Below are 14,677 nucleotides of genomic sequence, written 5' to 3' on the forward strand. Positions count from 1 at the left end.
TTATTATAATACATAGTGAGTATTATTTCTAAATATAGCATCAAATTTATAACCATGAATTTACTAAGTCTTTTTAATATTGATTAAAATTTTAAGTAAATAATAAGAATAGTACTGATTGTAGAAAATTGGTGAAATAATATGAAAATATATCAATTAAAGTAGCCATTAAAAAATAGCTACTTATTACTAAGATCATGCATATTAAATATGCGTGAAAAACTTAAATAGAATCATTAACAAGCATTGCATTTAACACATAACCTAAACGCTTAATGTCTTCCCCTATTACAACTGGGTCAATACTGGAAAAATTCAAACGTAAATTATTAGTGCAATTCGAAGATACGTAAAAGGGATCACTTGGAACAAAAGCAACATTCTGTTTAATGGCTTTATTGAATAATGTCATCGAAGATAAAGTCTGTGGTAATGTTACCCAAAGGAAAATGCCACCTTTTGGGTGAAAATAATTAACTTGCGCTGGAAAATAGCGTTTGATGGCGTTATCCATTACCAGCTTCTGCTGGCCATAAACGGACACTATTCTAGTGATATGGACATAGAGCAAAAAAAAGGAGACATAATGTCTCCTTCAACTTTTATACTAATCAGTAATGATTAAGCTAATGCTTTTTTAGCAACTTCTACTAAATGTGCAAATGTTGCTTTATCAAATACTGCAATATCAGCAAGGATCTTACGATCGATTTCAACAGAAGCCTTTTTAAGACCATTGATGAAACGGCTGTAAGATAGACCGCTAACACGAGATGCGGCTGTTAATACGTGCAATCCATAGTTGACGGAAAACACGTTTACGTTGACGACGGTCACGGTAAGCGTATTGTCCTGCTTTAGTTACTGCTTGTACTGCTACGCGATAAACACGTGAACGAGCACCGTAATAACCTTTGGCTTGTTTTAAGACTTTTTTATGACGTGCACGAGCTTGTACACCGCGTTTTACTCTTGGCATTTTCTATTCCTTACTTAAGCGAATGGTAACATTCTGTTAATACTCGGTACATCTACTTTTGCTACCATGCTTTGTGCACGTAGGTGACGCTTACGCTTAGTAGATTTCTTAGTAAGGATGTGACGTAAATGTGATTGTTTACGTTTAAAGTCGCCAGAAGCAGTCTTTTTAAAGCGCTTTGGCAAGACCTTTGTTTGATTTCATTTTAGGCATTGCGAACTCCGCATTGTTCTAAGTTAATATAAACCAGTAAGGCGAACCGAAAAATCGGCTACTTTATGCCTTAGCTAGCACGTTTAGGGCCAAGTACCATCACCATTTGACGACCTTCCATTTTCGGGAAAGACTCAACATTTGATATCTCTTCTAAATCCGCTTTGATACGGTTTAGAAGATCTAGTCCAAGTGATTGGTGTGCCATTTCACGACCACGATAACGTAGTGTTACTTTAGCCTTGTTACCCTCTGTTAAAAAGCGAGTCAGGTTGCGTAGTTTTACCTGATAATCGCCTTCGTCAGTTCCAGGACGGAATTTTATTTCCTTTAACTGGACCTGAACTTGCTTTTTCCGCTGTTCTTTAGCGGATTTGCTCTTTTCATAGAGAAATTTGCCATAATTCATGATGCGACAAACTGGCGGTTCAGCATTTGGGCTGATTTCAACAAGATCTAAGTTTTGTTGAAACGCCATATCTTTAGCTTCTTCAAGAGAAGTAACACCTATTGGCTTGCCTTCTGAGTCTGATAAACGAACTTCTGTTCCAGTGATCTCTTCATTCAAGCGATGTTTATTGCCCTGTTGTGGGGCTTTTCTTGCACCTTTTATAACAAATTCCTCCAAAATAATTATCGACGTGTGTTGATCTCTTCGTTAATTTGGTTAATAAAGTCATCGACTTTAATTTTACCAAGATCATCACCTTTACGTGTTCTAACAGCAACTTCATTTGCTTCTACTTCTTTATCACCAACGACAAGTAAGTATGGAACACGCTTTAATGTATGCTCGCGGATTTTAAAGCCTATCTTCTCATTTCTCAAGTCCGAAATGGCTCTAATACCTGATTTTTTCAATTTATTTACAACTTCATGCACAAAATCAGACTGTTTATCAGTAATATTCATTACAACCACTTGTTGTGGCGATAACCAAGTTGGATAAATGCCTGCGTATTCTTCTGTTAAAATACCAATAAAGCGTTCTAACGAACCAAGAATTGCACGATGTATCATAACAGGTGTATGACGTTCGTTGTCTTCACCAACATAAGTTGCGTCTAATCGACCTGGCATTGAAAAATCTAACTGTATTGTACCACATTGCCACGCACGACCTAGACAATCATGCAAAGTAAATTCAATTTTAGGACCATAAAAGGCACCTTCACCTGGTAAATAAGAGAATTTGATGTCATTTTCAGCTAATGCGTTAGCAAGCGGTCGCTTCAGATTTATCCCAAGTAGCGTCATCACCAACACGTTGTTCAGGGCGAGTTGATAATTTTACTTCGATATCTTCAAAACCAAATGTTTTATAACATTCAAAAACCATGTTAATACAGGCAGACACTTCCTCTAATACTTGATCTTCAGTACAGAATATGTGCGCATCATCTTGAGTAAAACCACGAACTCGCATTAAACCATGCAATGAACCCGATGGCTCGTTGCGATGACATGAACCAAATTCAGATAAACGCATTGGTAAATCACGATAAGATTTAAGACCCTGGTTAAATATTTGTACGTGACCAGGGCAGTTCATTGGCTTAATAGCATAGTCACGATTTTCACTACAAGTACAGAACATTGCGTCTTTATACTTGTCCCAATGACCAGATTTTTCCCATAAAGAGCGATCTAATATTTGTGGTGCTTTTACTTCTTGATAACCAAATTCAACTGTTTGTTGACGAATATAACTTTCAAGCTCACGATATATTGTCCAGCCATTTGGATGCCAAAATACCATACCTGGCGCTTCTTCCTGCATATGGTAAAGGTCTAATTGCTTACCAATCTTACGATGGTCACGTTTAGCGACTTCTTCCAAGCGTTTCAAATAGGCTTTAAGTTGTTTTTTATCTGCCCATGCTGTGCCATAAATACGCTGTAACATTTTGTTATCAGAGTCACCACGCCAATAAGCACCTGCAACTTTCATTAACTTAAAGTATTGGCTAAATTTCATGGTTGGTACATGAGGACCACGACACATATCGATGTATTCTTCATGATGATATAAGCCAGGGCGATCATCTTTATCGATGCCCTCTAAAATTTCTAATTTATATGGCTCATCACGTTCTTTAAAAACAGCAATTGCTTCATCAACCGAAACTTTCTTTTTAACCACTGAATAATTTGTTTTAACTAACGTATTCATTAGTTTTTCTATTTTAGCCAATTCTTCATCATTGATAATGACATCAACATCAATGTCATAATAAAAACCATTATCAATGGTTGGCCCGATCGCCATTTTAGCCTGAGGATAAAGCTGTTTAACAGCGTGGCCTAGAAGGTGTGCACATGAATGACGTAAAATCTCTAAACCTTCATCATCCTTAGCGGTGATGATTGAAATATTAGCATCCTGTTCAATAGGATCGCAGGCATCAACGAGTTTTCCATCAACTCGGCCAGCAATACACGCTTTTGCAAGACCAGGACCGATGTCGGCAACAATTTCCATGATTGAAGTAGTGTTATCGAATTGACGTTGATTTCCGTCGGGAAGTGTAATTATTGGCATTTTTTATTATCCTCGCAGTGATGCTTCAAACCAAGAAGCATATGTCTTATTAATCCATAAATTGGCCGCACATTCTAAAGCATATAAATAAACTTTTAAAGGCCCTAATACACTAAAATAAAGGATTTATGGATAATAGAAGATAACACTAAAAAGCGTTATTTTGATTTTGTCGATTTAGTAGCAGGCACTGAAAGCTCAGAAAAAAGACCGCCCTTGAATAAGCTTTGAACCATCTCTTTATTTGATGCTAAATATAACCCTAATTCTTCAAGCTGTTGATCATCTAAAGTCACTGAGCTTTCACTTAAAAATTCAGCGAGCTGATCTGCACTATCCAACATTTTATCGTAGGCATCTGCTTCTTTTTTGCTGGTAAAGGTCATTTTTTCAACACCCTTTCGTTCTACTATGTATTTAATGATGACTGCCACGGTAGCCTCTTCTATATTTGATTAATCATGGTTTTATATACAGTAAATGTTTTTTGTGAATAATGCAACTTTTGTTAGTATACTAGGTTACAAATGCAGTTAAATTTAACCATTACTGAAGAAAGTTATCGAATGAAAACAATCATCTGCCGACATTGTGATATGACTTCCATCGTACCAGAGTTAAAAACTGGCCATGCTCGCAAAATGTATCAGATGTGATCGTGTTATCTATAAAAATAGCTGGTGTGATCCTGCAGGATTTATGGCGCTGTGTTTAACCGCGCTAATAATAACTATTCCTGCATTCAATTTACCCTTAATTACCATTCATTTATTAGGTATAACCGAAGAAACTAATCTAATTCAAGGTGCTCTAATGATGATAAATATTGCACCAATCGTGTCTTTTGTTGTTATTTTCTGTGCTGTGATTGCGCCAACTTTATTGATTCTAAGTATTGCCATTAGTAGTGCTTACTTAACTTTTAAAATTAAAGCACCTTTTCTTCCTAAAATTTTTAAAATTACGCGTTTATTAGTACATTGGTCAATGCTGGAAGTTTATATGGTGAGTTTAATGGTCGCTATGTTTAAACTTAAAAACTATGCAGATTTACATTTGGGTGCTGGTTTCTATTTCTTTGTTGTACTATTAATCATAAACATGACAATTATTGCGAACTATAGTAATCATCAATATTGGGAAAAATACCAAAACCTATGATATTAAAAGCAATCGCTGGTAAAACAGGAAAAGAGCAAGATTTACAAGTCTGCTCAGTATGTGGTAAATATAGTAGTATTAAGGAACACCACTCTAAGTGCCCTACCTGCGACAATGAGATTGTATTACGCAAAAAACATAGTTTACAAAAACTTGGGCGTTACTGATCACCGCATCCATTTTTATTGTGCCTGCGAATATTTATCCTATTACATATTTATTAAAAAATAGTGTTTTATTACCCGATACTATTTTTAGTGGCATCATTTATTTATTTGAAAATAATATGCAGGGTATCGCAATAATAGTGTTTATTGCTTCTATATTAGTACCAATTTTAAAAATTTTAACCTTAGGTTTTATTGTACTTGCTGTGCAATTAGGCTGGCAATTTTCGGCAAAAAAACAATTGTTGATTTTTTCCTTTGTAGATTGGATTGGTAAATGGTCAATATTAGATTTATTTGTTATCTCAATTATGGTTGCAGCCTTTGATAAGGGCAATTTATTATCAGTTTATCCTGGCATTGCCGCTTCATCTTTTACAATTGTAGTCATCACTACTCTATTTGCTAAGCAAACAGTTTTGATACACGACTTATTTTCGACGAGCAACAGGACAGAATAAAAAAATTTCAGGACAAAGCATAATATGACAGAACAAATTTCAAATACACATGCTAGCTCGGTTAAAATAAAATCTATTTCACCAATTTGGTTCTTGCCTATAGTAGTCGCAATGTTAGGTTTTTGGATATTATTTCAAAATGTAACCAACGCAAATACAACTATTAATATTCATTTTCAACATGCTGATAGTATTATCGTTGATAAGACTCGTATTCGTTATAAAGGCGTAATTGTAGGTACCGTTAAAAGAGTCGAACTCGATAGTGAAAGTGGCGTTAATGTCATTGCTGAAATAGAAGCCCACGCAAAATTTATGCTACGTCAAGGAACTCAATTTTGGTTAGTGTCTCCAAAGGCCTCACTAACTTCAATATCTGGTTTAGACACATTATTTTCTGGTAGTTATATTAACCTTACGCCAGAAACCAGGTGATACTGAATCAAATTTTATTGCCGTCGCAGAACAACCAATTTCAATCCCAGATAATGCACTTTTAGTAAACTTAACAAGTAAAGATGCTACTTCGATAAGTGTTGGTACACCACTATTTTACAAAAACATAAAAGTGGGTGAAGTCGCACGTATTAGATTAGCTAAAGACAACCAGCACATAGATATTAATGCTTTTATCAATGATAAATACAGTCATTTAATCAAAGAAGATAGTAAGTTTTGGAATATCAGCGGATTAGCCGCAAATGTTTCACCATCGGGAGTTAATATAAAATTAGAAAGCCTCACTTCACTGATTGCAGGGGGATTACTTTTAGTTCTCCTAATGAAAGTATGCAACTTCTTGACGACCACACCTTCACCCTCTATAAAAGCATCGAACAAAGTAATATCGGAGTAAATATATCGCTAATTTTAAATAATATAAACAACTTACCTAAGGGTGCTGGCATATTATTTAAAGGTCATGGTATTGGCCGAATAACTGATATTCAATATTCTATGGAAGCACAACATTTTATCGCCAGTGCGACCATTAACCCACAGTTTAAAGAATTAATTACTGAAGACGCACAATTCTGGTTAGAGAAGACTTCATTTTCGTTTTCTAAAATAGAAAACATTGGTAATATCATCACGGGCGATTTTATAGGTTTTGCTCCTGCAAAGGTAAAGGCGAATACAAAGCAAAAAACAAATCAACAGATAAAAAACATACTTTTGTTGTACAGCAAATTAAAGCCCCTGCTTTACCTGGTCTAGAACTATTATTACTCGCAGACGATGCAACTGGCCTTAATATTGGAGATCCTATTTCTTATCAGGGACTTGAAATTGGACATATTGGTGTAATGAAATTTTCCGATAACGGACAGTTCATCGAGACTATCATAAGAATTAATCATCAATACCAATATTTAATTACTAGCAGTAGCCAATTTTATCTTTTGAATGGTATAAGCGTTAAAGCCTCTTTAAAAGGTTTCGAGGTACAATCCTCTCCAATTAAAAATTTAGTCTCGGGTGGCATTGGTTTGTATAATAAATTCCCCGTCAGAAAAAACCAACAAACCACAAAACTTCATGACAACATTAAATTTAGACTTTATCCCTCTAAATCGATGGCTAAAATTGGTAAAAATGTTTTCAGTGAACCCTACACTGTATCCTTATTAAGCAAACAACTTCCATCAATTAGCGAAGGGTCACCAGTTTATTATCATAAGTTTCCGATTGGAGAAGTGAGCCATTTTGCGATGGACAAAAATGGATTAATGCGCACAACGCTTGCAATCAAAGGACAATATAAACACCTAATAGAAGACAGAAGTGTATTTTGGAATGTCAGTGGTATTAAAGTAGATGCCGGTTTATCAGGGGTTAAAGTTGAAGCTGATTCGTTATTATCCGTTATCAGTGGTGGCATAGCTGTCGATGTTGCATCCAGTACAACAAACAACCGATTTGAAAGCGGTGAGTTCCGTCTCTTTGAAAGCAACCAACAGGCAACATCACCAGCGAAAGAAATAACGATTATCTTTGACGAAGCCTATGAATTACAAATAGGTACTAAGTTGCGCCTTAAGGGATTAGAAGTTGGAGAAATTATTTCTTTGACTTTGAATAACAAACAACAAGTACAGGCGAAAGCTGAAATTCAGGCGCAGTTTATTAAACAAGTTAGTAAACAAAATACACGCTTCTGGATAATTCGTAGTGAATTATCCTTAGCGGGAGCTAAGAATCTATCTACTATTATTACTGGTGTTTACTTAAACGTACAACCTGGAGAAGGAAAGCTTACGACACAATTTATTGGTGAAGCAAACGCCCCATTAATTGCTAACCAAAAAATAGGATTACCAATTATATTAGTCGCTGATAATGCCGGTGCGACAGAAATAGGAAGCCCTGTTTATCATCGCCAAATTCAAATCGGTGAAGTAGTTGATAAACAGCTTAATGATTCTTTTTCTGTCGCAGAAATAACACTAAATATCTATCCGAAATATACACACGTAATTAGAGAAAACTCTATATTCTGGCCTGCATCAGGTTTTAACCTAGATATAGGCATTACAGGAGCAAGCCTTAAATCAACCTCCTTGACCTCTTTGATAAAAGGAGGTGTTAACATGAGCACACCAGATAACAAAGCATTACAACCCAAGGCTAAAGCCTTCTCAAAGTATAATCTAAAAACTTATTTTGATGAAGATTGGTTAAAATGGAAGTTAGAAATACCTAAATAAAAGGTAGAAAGCTCGAAAGCCCTGTAGCCTTATAGCCTTAAAACCTTATAGCCTTATAGCCTTATAGCCTTATAGCCTTATAGCCTTAAAGCCTTAAAACCTTATAGCCTTATAGCCTTATATCTGATTTTAAAAGGACAATCCGTGACAAATAGTGTACAAAACAATAAATTATTACCGCAGGCATTTATCGATAAAATGGCGGGTATTTTACCAGAAAACCTCGATTTACAAACATTTGTAGACAGTTGTCATCAGCCATTAAGACGTGCGATAAGAGTTAATACACTAAAAATATCAGTGGAAGACTTCAAACAACGTGCTATTGAGCACCAATGGAAACTAACTCCTATCCCTTGGTGTGAAGAAGGTTTTTGGATTGATGGTGTAGAATTAAACAAACAACAAACACCACTAGGTAATAGCTTTGAACATTTAGCGGGTCTTTTCTATATTCAAGAAGCTAGCTCAATGTTACCTGTTAGTGCTCTATTTCATCACTTTAAAAACACAGAAAATTGCACATTACTTGATGCGGCAGATCACTCCTGGTTCAAAAACAACACAAATGGTCGCTAAATTAAATAATAAAAGTTTAATCGTTGCTAACGAGTTTTCATCGAGCCGTATAAAAATGTTACATGCTAACTTACAACGCTGTGGCATTAAAAATGTAGCTTTAACACACTTTGATGCCAAAGTATTTGGCAGTTGGATTCCAGATACCTTTGATGCCATATTACTCGATGCACCCTGTTCAGGTGAAGGTACTGTTCGCAAGGATAAATTAGCGATGAAGAACTGGGATCAACAAGCTATCGATTCCATTGCTTTAATGCAACAGGGGTTAATTGAAAGTGCTTTTCATGCCTTAAAAGAAAATGGTATTTTAATATATTCAACCTGTACTTTAAGTCATGAAGAAAACCAAGATATCTGCCAATTTTTAAAAAGTTCATATCCAGATGCAGTAGAGTTTCTATCTTTAACTGATTTATTTTCACAAGCAGATAAAACTGTTACCGAGGAAGGGTTCCTGCATATTTGGCCTCAGGTATATGATAGCGAAGGTTTCTTTGTTGCAGACTATTCGTAAATCAAATAAAACTTCTCCAGAACTATCACGTAAGCGCTTAGGTAAATTACCCTTCAACCGCCCTTCTCGTCAAAAAGAAGCTGAGTTATATACCTACTTTAAGAATCAATTTGGCATTACAAATATTGACGGTATGTTATATCAGCGTGATAAAGAATTGTGGCTGTTCCCTGATAATATAAAACCCTTGATGAATAAAATACGCTTTTCACGTTTAGGTATTAGGGTTGCTGAAGAATTTGGTAATGTTCGCAAAAGTGGTTTTAAAACACAGCATGAATTTATTATTGCCTTTGCAAAACAAGCCAATAAAAATATTATTGAACTCAACGCAACACAAGCAAAAGAATACTTTCAAGGAAAAGATATTAGAGAGTTAAATTTTTCAACAAAAAATGCACCTTCTAAAGGATCCTCTGGAGAGATTTTAGTCAGTTACCGTGATGAAATTATCGGATTAGGTAAATTAGTTAGCAATCGATTAAAGAACAACCTGCCACGAGAAATGATCCGAGATAATAATTTATTTGATAAATAAGAATAATTATAGGTTTGAATGAATATTGTTTTAAATCAGCCAATCTAAAAGAATAACTCAGTAAAAGCGTCTATAAACCGATCTCTATTCATTCTTATCGTTTTTATGGCGCGATCAACATTTACTAAGGAACGACTTTGATGTTGTTTTATAAAGGCGTTAATAGTGTCATGGTTTTTTTGATGTTGTTCAACTAACTCCTGAAAACCACTTCTACTCTCATAACGCTTTATACGCTGGGAATGTAGCCATAACCCAAAACGACATTCGCTATGTTCAAGCTGTAGAGGCGTTTCACTTTTTCCTAGAAAAGAAGCAATAACCTTATTAGCCCAAACTTTATGTTCAGTTATTGCATATAATAACTCTGAATCATCGCGTGGAAGTGTTTTAGCCTCGCGCCATTCTAATGGCGGCTTCCACTGACTTATCCATTTAATGATATCGTCTACAGGCATAGGCTTTCCAATTAAATTACCTTGTGCTTCTTCACAGCCTAACCTTAACAACATACTTCCTTGCTCTACATTCTCGACACCTTCTGCAATAATCTCTCTACGAAAGGCATTTGCTAAACTAATAACGCCTTCCAAAATAGCCATATCATCTATATTATCAAGCATATTACGAACAAAACTTTGGTCTATTTTTAACTGTTTTGCAGGAAGGTTTTTTAGATAAGTTAACGATGAGTAACCAGTTCCAAAATCATCAAGTAAAAAAACAATACCGATTTTATTACACTCTTTCATAATATATAGAATATCATTTATATTTTCTAAGGCGCGACTTTCTAAAATTTCAAACTTGAAATCACTTGTACTGACCTCAGGATATTTCTCTAATAGCTGTAACAATTTTAAAATAAAATCATTTTCTTGTAGTTGTAGTGGACTAATGTTGATGCTAACGATGATATGCAAATTTTCTTTTTCCATTGCATTATCTGTCTTAAAATATCTTCAATAACCCAATAACCCAAACGAACAGAAAGTTGATGATTTTCTATTGCCGGTAAAAACTCAGCAGGATATAGCAAGCCATCTTCGGGATGTTTCCAACGAATAAGGGCTTCTGCTCCTATCATTTTGCCACTTCGCATATTAATTTTAGGCTGATAATGCATTACAAATTCTTTGTTGTTTATCGCATTTTCTATGGTCTCTAAGTTTTCATGATGACTACGAATATCTTTATCTTGTTTCATATCGAAAATATGGAAACGATTTTTTCCCGATAATTTTGCTTGGTACATTGCTTGATCTGCATGACGCAAAAGCTGATCTGCATCTAAATAATCATTATGATCATAAAAGGTAACGCCAATGCTAGCTGATACTTGCATTGAAATATTATTTATCAAGATAGGCTGTGAAACGGTCTCCAAAATTCTGTTTAGCATAATAAACGCATCCTGTTCATTGCTTAACTCAGGCAGAATAATGACAAATTCATCTCCCCCAAATCGACCAATAGAATCAGCATTCCTTAGTACCTGTTTCATCTTATTTGATAAATACTTTAACAATAAATCCCCATTATTATGACCATAGCTATCATTAATTTCTTTAAAACCATCTAAGTCTAAATAAATAACCGCTAAAATAAACTCATTACGTTTTATTTGCAGCATAGCTTGATGAAGTCTATCGGAAAGTAACATACGATTAGGGAGGTTTGTTAGAGTGTCATAATGTGCCATATATTCGAGACGATTTTGTTGCTCTCTCAAGACACTAATATCTTCTCCAGAACTTAAGGTACCGATAATTTTGTTATTTTCATCATAAAGACAGGCATTATGCCAAGCAATCAGGCGAGATTTCTTAAAACTATTTACAATTGAATTTTCAAAGTACTCTATTCCTTTAAGGTTTCCTTTTATCATATCCAAAAAAGCAGGATAAGTTTTCTGCACTCCCTCTGGTTGAGGTAAACAAAATGTAAACCAATTTTTTCCGATCAACTCTTCAGCTGTGTAGCCTAATAATTCGCATCCTTTACGATTAATAAGTGTAATCTTGCCTTGTAAATCTAAGGAAACAATAATTGCTTCAACGGTATTAAGGTAATACTCAAACAGATTTCTTTCTTTGAGTAAATTTCGTTCAAGCTGTTTTCTTTCTGTAATGTCTCTTGCAATGCCTAAAACACCAATAACCAAACCTGTTTGATCATGTATCGGTACCTTAGTGGTTGAAACTGTTTCTTGACGTTGATCATTAGCAAATGTAAGGACTTCTTCATTTTTATTAACGGCATTGGTTCGCATTACTTTTTTATCGTTTTCAAGAAAATAAGAAGCTTGTTCTTTTTCTACAAAATCAAAATCCGTTTTTCCAATAATGTCTTCTTCTTTTGCACCAAAAAAATCTTCAAAGCGTGAATTGCATAAACGATATACCCCGTTGATATCTTTTAACCATACTAGATCGGGAATTTCTTTTAGCAGGCTTTTCAGGAAAGTACGTTCATTAGAAAGAGCTAACTCGTTATCTCTTCTTTCTTCAATATTAAAAAGAAGTTTAGAAAAAGTTCAAGTAGCTTGATTTCACGATCTAAAAAAGTATGGTGAGTTTTAACGCTGTCAAAGCCGATAAACCCTTTGCACTTATCCAGCCCGAAAATGGGGAAAGTAACTAAGCTTTTTATATCCTGCTGAAGCAAAATATTACGCAGTTCTATATTTTCAAGGTCATATACATCCTGGATTAAGATATAATCACCATTTTGATGTGTTTCAATCCAATGTTTTGAAACTTTTATAGGAACATTTTTTAGCGTCTCAATTTGTGGTTCAATACCTTCGTTACACCATTCATAAGTATTAGTAGCGACTTCTTTGGAAAAATCATAAGCAAAAATATAGGAACGATCGGCACCTACATAATTAGCCATTTTTTGTAGTCCGTTTTGAATGTAGTTATCAATTTCATCTAAAGGAAGGCTTACGAAGTCAGTGGAAAGTTCTAATAGTAAATCACTATATAGCTTGTGTTTATCTATTTCCTTTTCAGATACTTGATGTTCTTTAAGCTCCTTCATGAGATGTAGGGTATTTGTCGATAATGTACTGTAAATGGAGAGAATGATATCAATAAGAAGGCGAGTCGAACCACTCATACGAATTTTAGCTCTCTGTTTAGCAGAATCTAAATCTAGCCCTTCTTGCAATGCAAAAATGATGTGTGACATATGGCGATCTGTATCGAGGATGTGAGAAGCCAACCATTTCGACAAAAAACCTAATGCTTGTTCTGCAATCTCATTAAGAGGTGCACCTTGTTGGGCATTTTTTAATTTTAAAACTGTTGTAACAAATTCCTGATGAACCGCTTGATGTGCACTATCTAAATCATCGTTAGGTAAGTATTCATGCCAAAGCTTTTCTTCAGTTTTAAAATGGTACTCAGTATAACTGATCAACTCGTCAAAAATTGTAGCAAGAGATTCTTCACTTGCATCATAAGCTACATGGCTAGCTAAGCGATTAATGATCTCTACAAGTTTACGGTGTTGCTTATCTATCGAAGCTAATCCGGTATTAAAATGTTCATCCCAAGGAAAAATATCAACACTTTTCATTTTAGACCTTTTATCCAGATTACATAACGTCTTTATCTGCTTTAAATCATAGACCAGTTTGAAAATTTTTATTGTTACAGTAACTTAAATATTTGAGTAAAAGTGAAATGTTGGTGATTAAAATTGCTTAAGTGCTCTTAATTATAATCAGTGAGATAGGTAGTTTTTTATTATACTCTATCTAAATATATCATTATATTTATTGTTATAAATTACAACAAATAGTAAAGCTAAGTAATTATCATTTAATTAATCACCCTATCATAATCGATTTTTTCTACTAATTATTATAGACAAATTTAATAGAATAATTGTTCACAATGTCAATCTAGGTTGAATAAAATCAATAAACGCGGTGATCCGCTTTGCGACAGAAGAAGACTTATAAAAAACAGCATTAATTTGCTCTCTTCCTGTATTAGAAAGTTTTTCGTGTTCGAATAATGAAATTAACGTCCCTGAGGCCAAATCATTATTGACCATAAAACCGGATAAACAGGAAATGCCATTCCCCGCGAGAGTTAATTGTCGGACGGTCTCACCATTACTTGCCTTCAAGTTTGGCTCAATATACCCTTGTCCAGGTAATGGCCAACGATTTAATATTTTAGGGCCTGAAAAACCAATTAATTGATGATTACCTAAGTCAGACTTTTTTTGTGGCAAACCTCTTGAAGTTAAGTATTCAGGAGAAGCAACTATGTGTAAAAGGCTTTTACCTAATACTCGAGCATATAAAGTAGAATCTGTTAGTTGCCCTATACGTATTGCCATATCTGTTTTTTTCTGAAGAAGATCTACAAAGCCTTCATTTGACGTGAGTTCTAATTCAATGTCAGGGAAAGCTTTATTAAAGGAATGTATTAAAGGAACTAGTTGATGAAATACAAAAGGACTTGCAACATCAATTCGAAGTTTTCCTGCGGGTAATTCTCCACGTGTAATTAGGTCTTCTTCTGCCTGTTGAATATGCAATAATCCCACTCGCACTGAATCAACAAATTGTCGCCCCTCTTCCGTTAATTCAATTCGGCGAGTGGTACGATTTAATATTGTCACCCTAAGTTGCTTTTCAATTTTACTTACGGCCCTCGAAACTCTCGCGACCTGAATATCTAGTGTTTCAGCGGCTGACTGAAAAACCTCCACAATCAATCACAGTAAGTAAAATATCTAAGTCGTCTGAACGGGTCAACATTACAATTTCCTTTTTATCAATTTTAACAA

At 34.8% G+C, this 14,677-nt stretch carries 15 protein-coding genes and 5 pseudogenes; 10 read left to right on the top strand and 10 right to left on the bottom strand.

The genetic code is table 11. The annotated features are described in order from the left end of the window. Positions 1 to 223 precede the first annotated feature (223 nt). From ACLKMH_RS14970 to ACLKMH_RS14995, 6 genes and pseudogenes are all read right to left on the bottom strand, one after another. Positions 224 to 514: a hypothetical protein gene (locus ACLKMH_RS14970; RefSeq protein WP_413698875.1), complete on the bottom strand. Its 291-nt coding sequence runs from the start codon at positions 512 to 514 to the stop codon at positions 224 to 226. 107 nt (positions 515 to 621) lie between these two features. Then, positions 622 to 979 (bottom strand): annotated as a pseudogene (gene rplT / locus ACLKMH_RS14975) (50S ribosomal protein L20). 14 nt (positions 980 to 993) lie between these two features. After that, positions 994 to 1,192 (bottom strand): annotated as a pseudogene (gene rpmI / locus ACLKMH_RS14980) (50S ribosomal protein L35). A gap of 70 nt (positions 1,193 to 1,262) precedes the next feature. Beyond that, positions 1,263 to 1,820, bottom strand: coding sequence for a translation initiation factor IF-3 (gene infC, locus ACLKMH_RS14985; protein ID WP_413698876.1), 558 nt, complete (start codon positions 1,818 to 1,820; stop codon positions 1,263 to 1,265). Between the two features lie 5 nt (positions 1,821 to 1,825). Beyond that, positions 1,826 to 3,734: pseudogene (gene thrS / locus ACLKMH_RS14990) on the bottom strand (threonine--tRNA ligase). A 158-nt stretch (positions 3,735 to 3,892) separates the two neighbouring features. Beyond that, entirely contained in the window at positions 3,893 to 4,168 is a 276-nt protein-coding gene (locus ACLKMH_RS14995) for a YebG family protein (RefSeq protein ID WP_413698877.1), read from the bottom strand. 196 nt (positions 4,169 to 4,364) lie between these two features. Between ACLKMH_RS14995 and ACLKMH_RS15000 the strand changes: the two genes are divergently transcribed. The 10 genes from ACLKMH_RS15000 to ACLKMH_RS15045 all read left to right on the top strand — a co-directional run bounded on the left by ACLKMH_RS15000 (position 4,365) and on the right by ACLKMH_RS15045 (position 9,865). Next, positions 4,365 to 4,895, top strand: a complete 531-nt coding sequence (locus tag ACLKMH_RS15000) for a paraquat-inducible protein A (protein ID WP_413698878.1) — start codon at positions 4,365 to 4,367, stop codon at positions 4,893 to 4,895. Next, a complete protein-coding gene (locus tag ACLKMH_RS15005; protein WP_413698879.1) occupies positions 4,892 to 5,062 on the top strand; it encodes a hypothetical protein in 171 nt (56 codons plus the stop codon). The genes ACLKMH_RS15000 and ACLKMH_RS15005 overlap by 4 nt, the downstream gene beginning before the upstream one ends. Positions 5,063 to 5,082: 20 nt before the next feature. Then, positions 5,083 to 5,523, top strand: a complete 441-nt coding sequence (locus ACLKMH_RS15010) for a paraquat-inducible protein A (protein ID WP_413698880.1) — start codon at positions 5,083 to 5,085, stop codon at positions 5,521 to 5,523. A 24-nt stretch (positions 5,524 to 5,547) separates the two neighbouring features. Continuing rightward, a complete protein-coding gene (locus tag ACLKMH_RS15015) occupies positions 5,548 to 5,958 on the top strand; it encodes an MlaD family protein (protein WP_413698881.1) in 411 nt (136 codons plus the stop codon). A 94-nt stretch (positions 5,959 to 6,052) separates the two neighbouring features. Then, complete coding sequence (locus ACLKMH_RS15020) at positions 6,053 to 6,379, top strand: MlaD family protein (RefSeq protein ID WP_413702360.1); 327 nt, start codon at positions 6,053 to 6,055, stop codon at positions 6,377 to 6,379. Then, a complete protein-coding gene (locus ACLKMH_RS15025; protein ID WP_413698882.1) occupies positions 6,313 to 6,741 on the top strand; it encodes an MlaD family protein in 429 nt (142 codons plus the stop codon). The genes ACLKMH_RS15020 and ACLKMH_RS15025 overlap by 67 nt, the downstream gene beginning before the upstream one ends. A 50-nt stretch (positions 6,742 to 6,791) precedes the next feature. Beyond that, positions 6,792 to 8,231, top strand: coding sequence for an MlaD family protein (locus ACLKMH_RS15030; protein ID WP_413702361.1), 1,440 nt, complete (start codon positions 6,792 to 6,794; stop codon positions 8,229 to 8,231). 144 nt (positions 8,232 to 8,375) lie between these two features. Continuing rightward, on the top strand, positions 8,376 to 8,810 hold the full coding sequence (locus ACLKMH_RS15035) for a hypothetical protein (protein WP_413698883.1): 435 nt from the start codon (positions 8,376 to 8,378) through the stop codon (positions 8,808 to 8,810). Further along, positions 8,764 to 9,327, top strand: coding sequence for an NOL1/NOP2/sun family putative RNA methylase (locus ACLKMH_RS15040; RefSeq protein ID WP_413698884.1), 564 nt, complete (start codon positions 8,764 to 8,766; stop codon positions 9,325 to 9,327). Before ACLKMH_RS15035 ends, ACLKMH_RS15040 begins: the two co-directional genes overlap by 47 nt. Continuing rightward, a complete protein-coding gene (locus tag ACLKMH_RS15045; protein WP_413698885.1) occupies positions 9,311 to 9,865 on the top strand; it encodes a methyltransferase RsmF C-terminal domain-like protein in 555 nt (184 codons plus the stop codon). The genes ACLKMH_RS15040 and ACLKMH_RS15045 overlap by 17 nt, the downstream gene beginning before the upstream one ends. Positions 9,866 to 9,909: 44 nt before the next feature. On the opposite strand, the gene ACLKMH_RS15050 is transcribed toward ACLKMH_RS15045, so the two are convergent. The 4 genes and pseudogenes from ACLKMH_RS15050 to ACLKMH_RS15065 form a co-directional block, all read right to left on the bottom strand. Further along, a complete protein-coding gene (locus ACLKMH_RS15050; RefSeq protein ID WP_413702362.1) occupies positions 9,910 to 10,377 on the bottom strand; it encodes a CZB domain-containing protein in 468 nt (155 codons plus the stop codon). A gap of 6 nt (positions 10,378 to 10,383) precedes the next feature. Next, positions 10,384 to 12,377, bottom strand: a pseudogene (locus tag ACLKMH_RS15055) (EAL domain-containing protein); the annotation flags it as partial. Further along, on the bottom strand, positions 12,350 to 13,450 hold the full coding sequence (locus ACLKMH_RS15060; RefSeq protein WP_413698886.1) for a bacteriohemerythrin: 1,101 nt from the start codon (positions 13,448 to 13,450) through the stop codon (positions 12,350 to 12,352). The gene ACLKMH_RS15060 and the pseudogene ACLKMH_RS15055, both read right to left, overlap by 28 nt. A 315-nt stretch (positions 13,451 to 13,765) precedes the next feature. Beyond that, positions 13,766 to 14,648, bottom strand: a pseudogene (locus ACLKMH_RS15065) (LysR family transcriptional regulator). Between the last annotated feature and the right edge of the window lie 29 nt (positions 14,649 to 14,677).

Source organism: Psychromonas sp. KJ10-10, assembly GCF_047323245.1.
GTDB lineage: Bacteria > Pseudomonadota > Gammaproteobacteria > Enterobacterales > Psychromonadaceae > Psychromonas.

Bases quoted from the DNA above. Each gene is read 5' to 3' on its own strand.
- ACLKMH_RS14970 (WP_413698875.1), bottom strand. From the start codon at position 514: ATGGATAACGCCATCAAACGCTATTTTCCAGCGCAAGTTAATTATTTT.
- ACLKMH_RS15000 (WP_413698878.1), top strand. From the start codon at position 4,365: ATGCTCGCAAAATGTATCAGATGTGATCGTGTTATCTATAAAAATAGC.
- ACLKMH_RS15005 (WP_413698879.1), top strand. From the start codon at position 4,892: ATGATATTAAAAGCAATCGCTGGTAAAACAGGAAAAGAGCAAGATTTA.
- ACLKMH_RS15015 (WP_413698881.1), top strand. From the start codon at position 5,548: ATGACAGAACAAATTTCAAATACACATGCTAGCTCGGTTAAAATAAAA.
- ACLKMH_RS15025 (WP_413698882.1), top strand. From the start codon at position 6,313: ATGCAACTTCTTGACGACCACACCTTCACCCTCTATAAAAGCATCGAA.
- ACLKMH_RS15040 (WP_413698884.1), top strand. From the start codon at position 8,764: ATGCGGCAGATCACTCCTGGTTCAAAAACAACACAAATGGTCGCTAAA.
- ACLKMH_RS15050 (WP_413702362.1), bottom strand. From the start codon at position 10,377: ATGTTGTTAAGGTTAGGCTGTGAAGAAGCACAAGGTAATTTAATTGGA.
- ACLKMH_RS15060 (WP_413698886.1), bottom strand. From the start codon at position 13,450: ATGAAAAGTGTTGATATTTTTCCTTGGGATGAACATTTTAATACCGGA.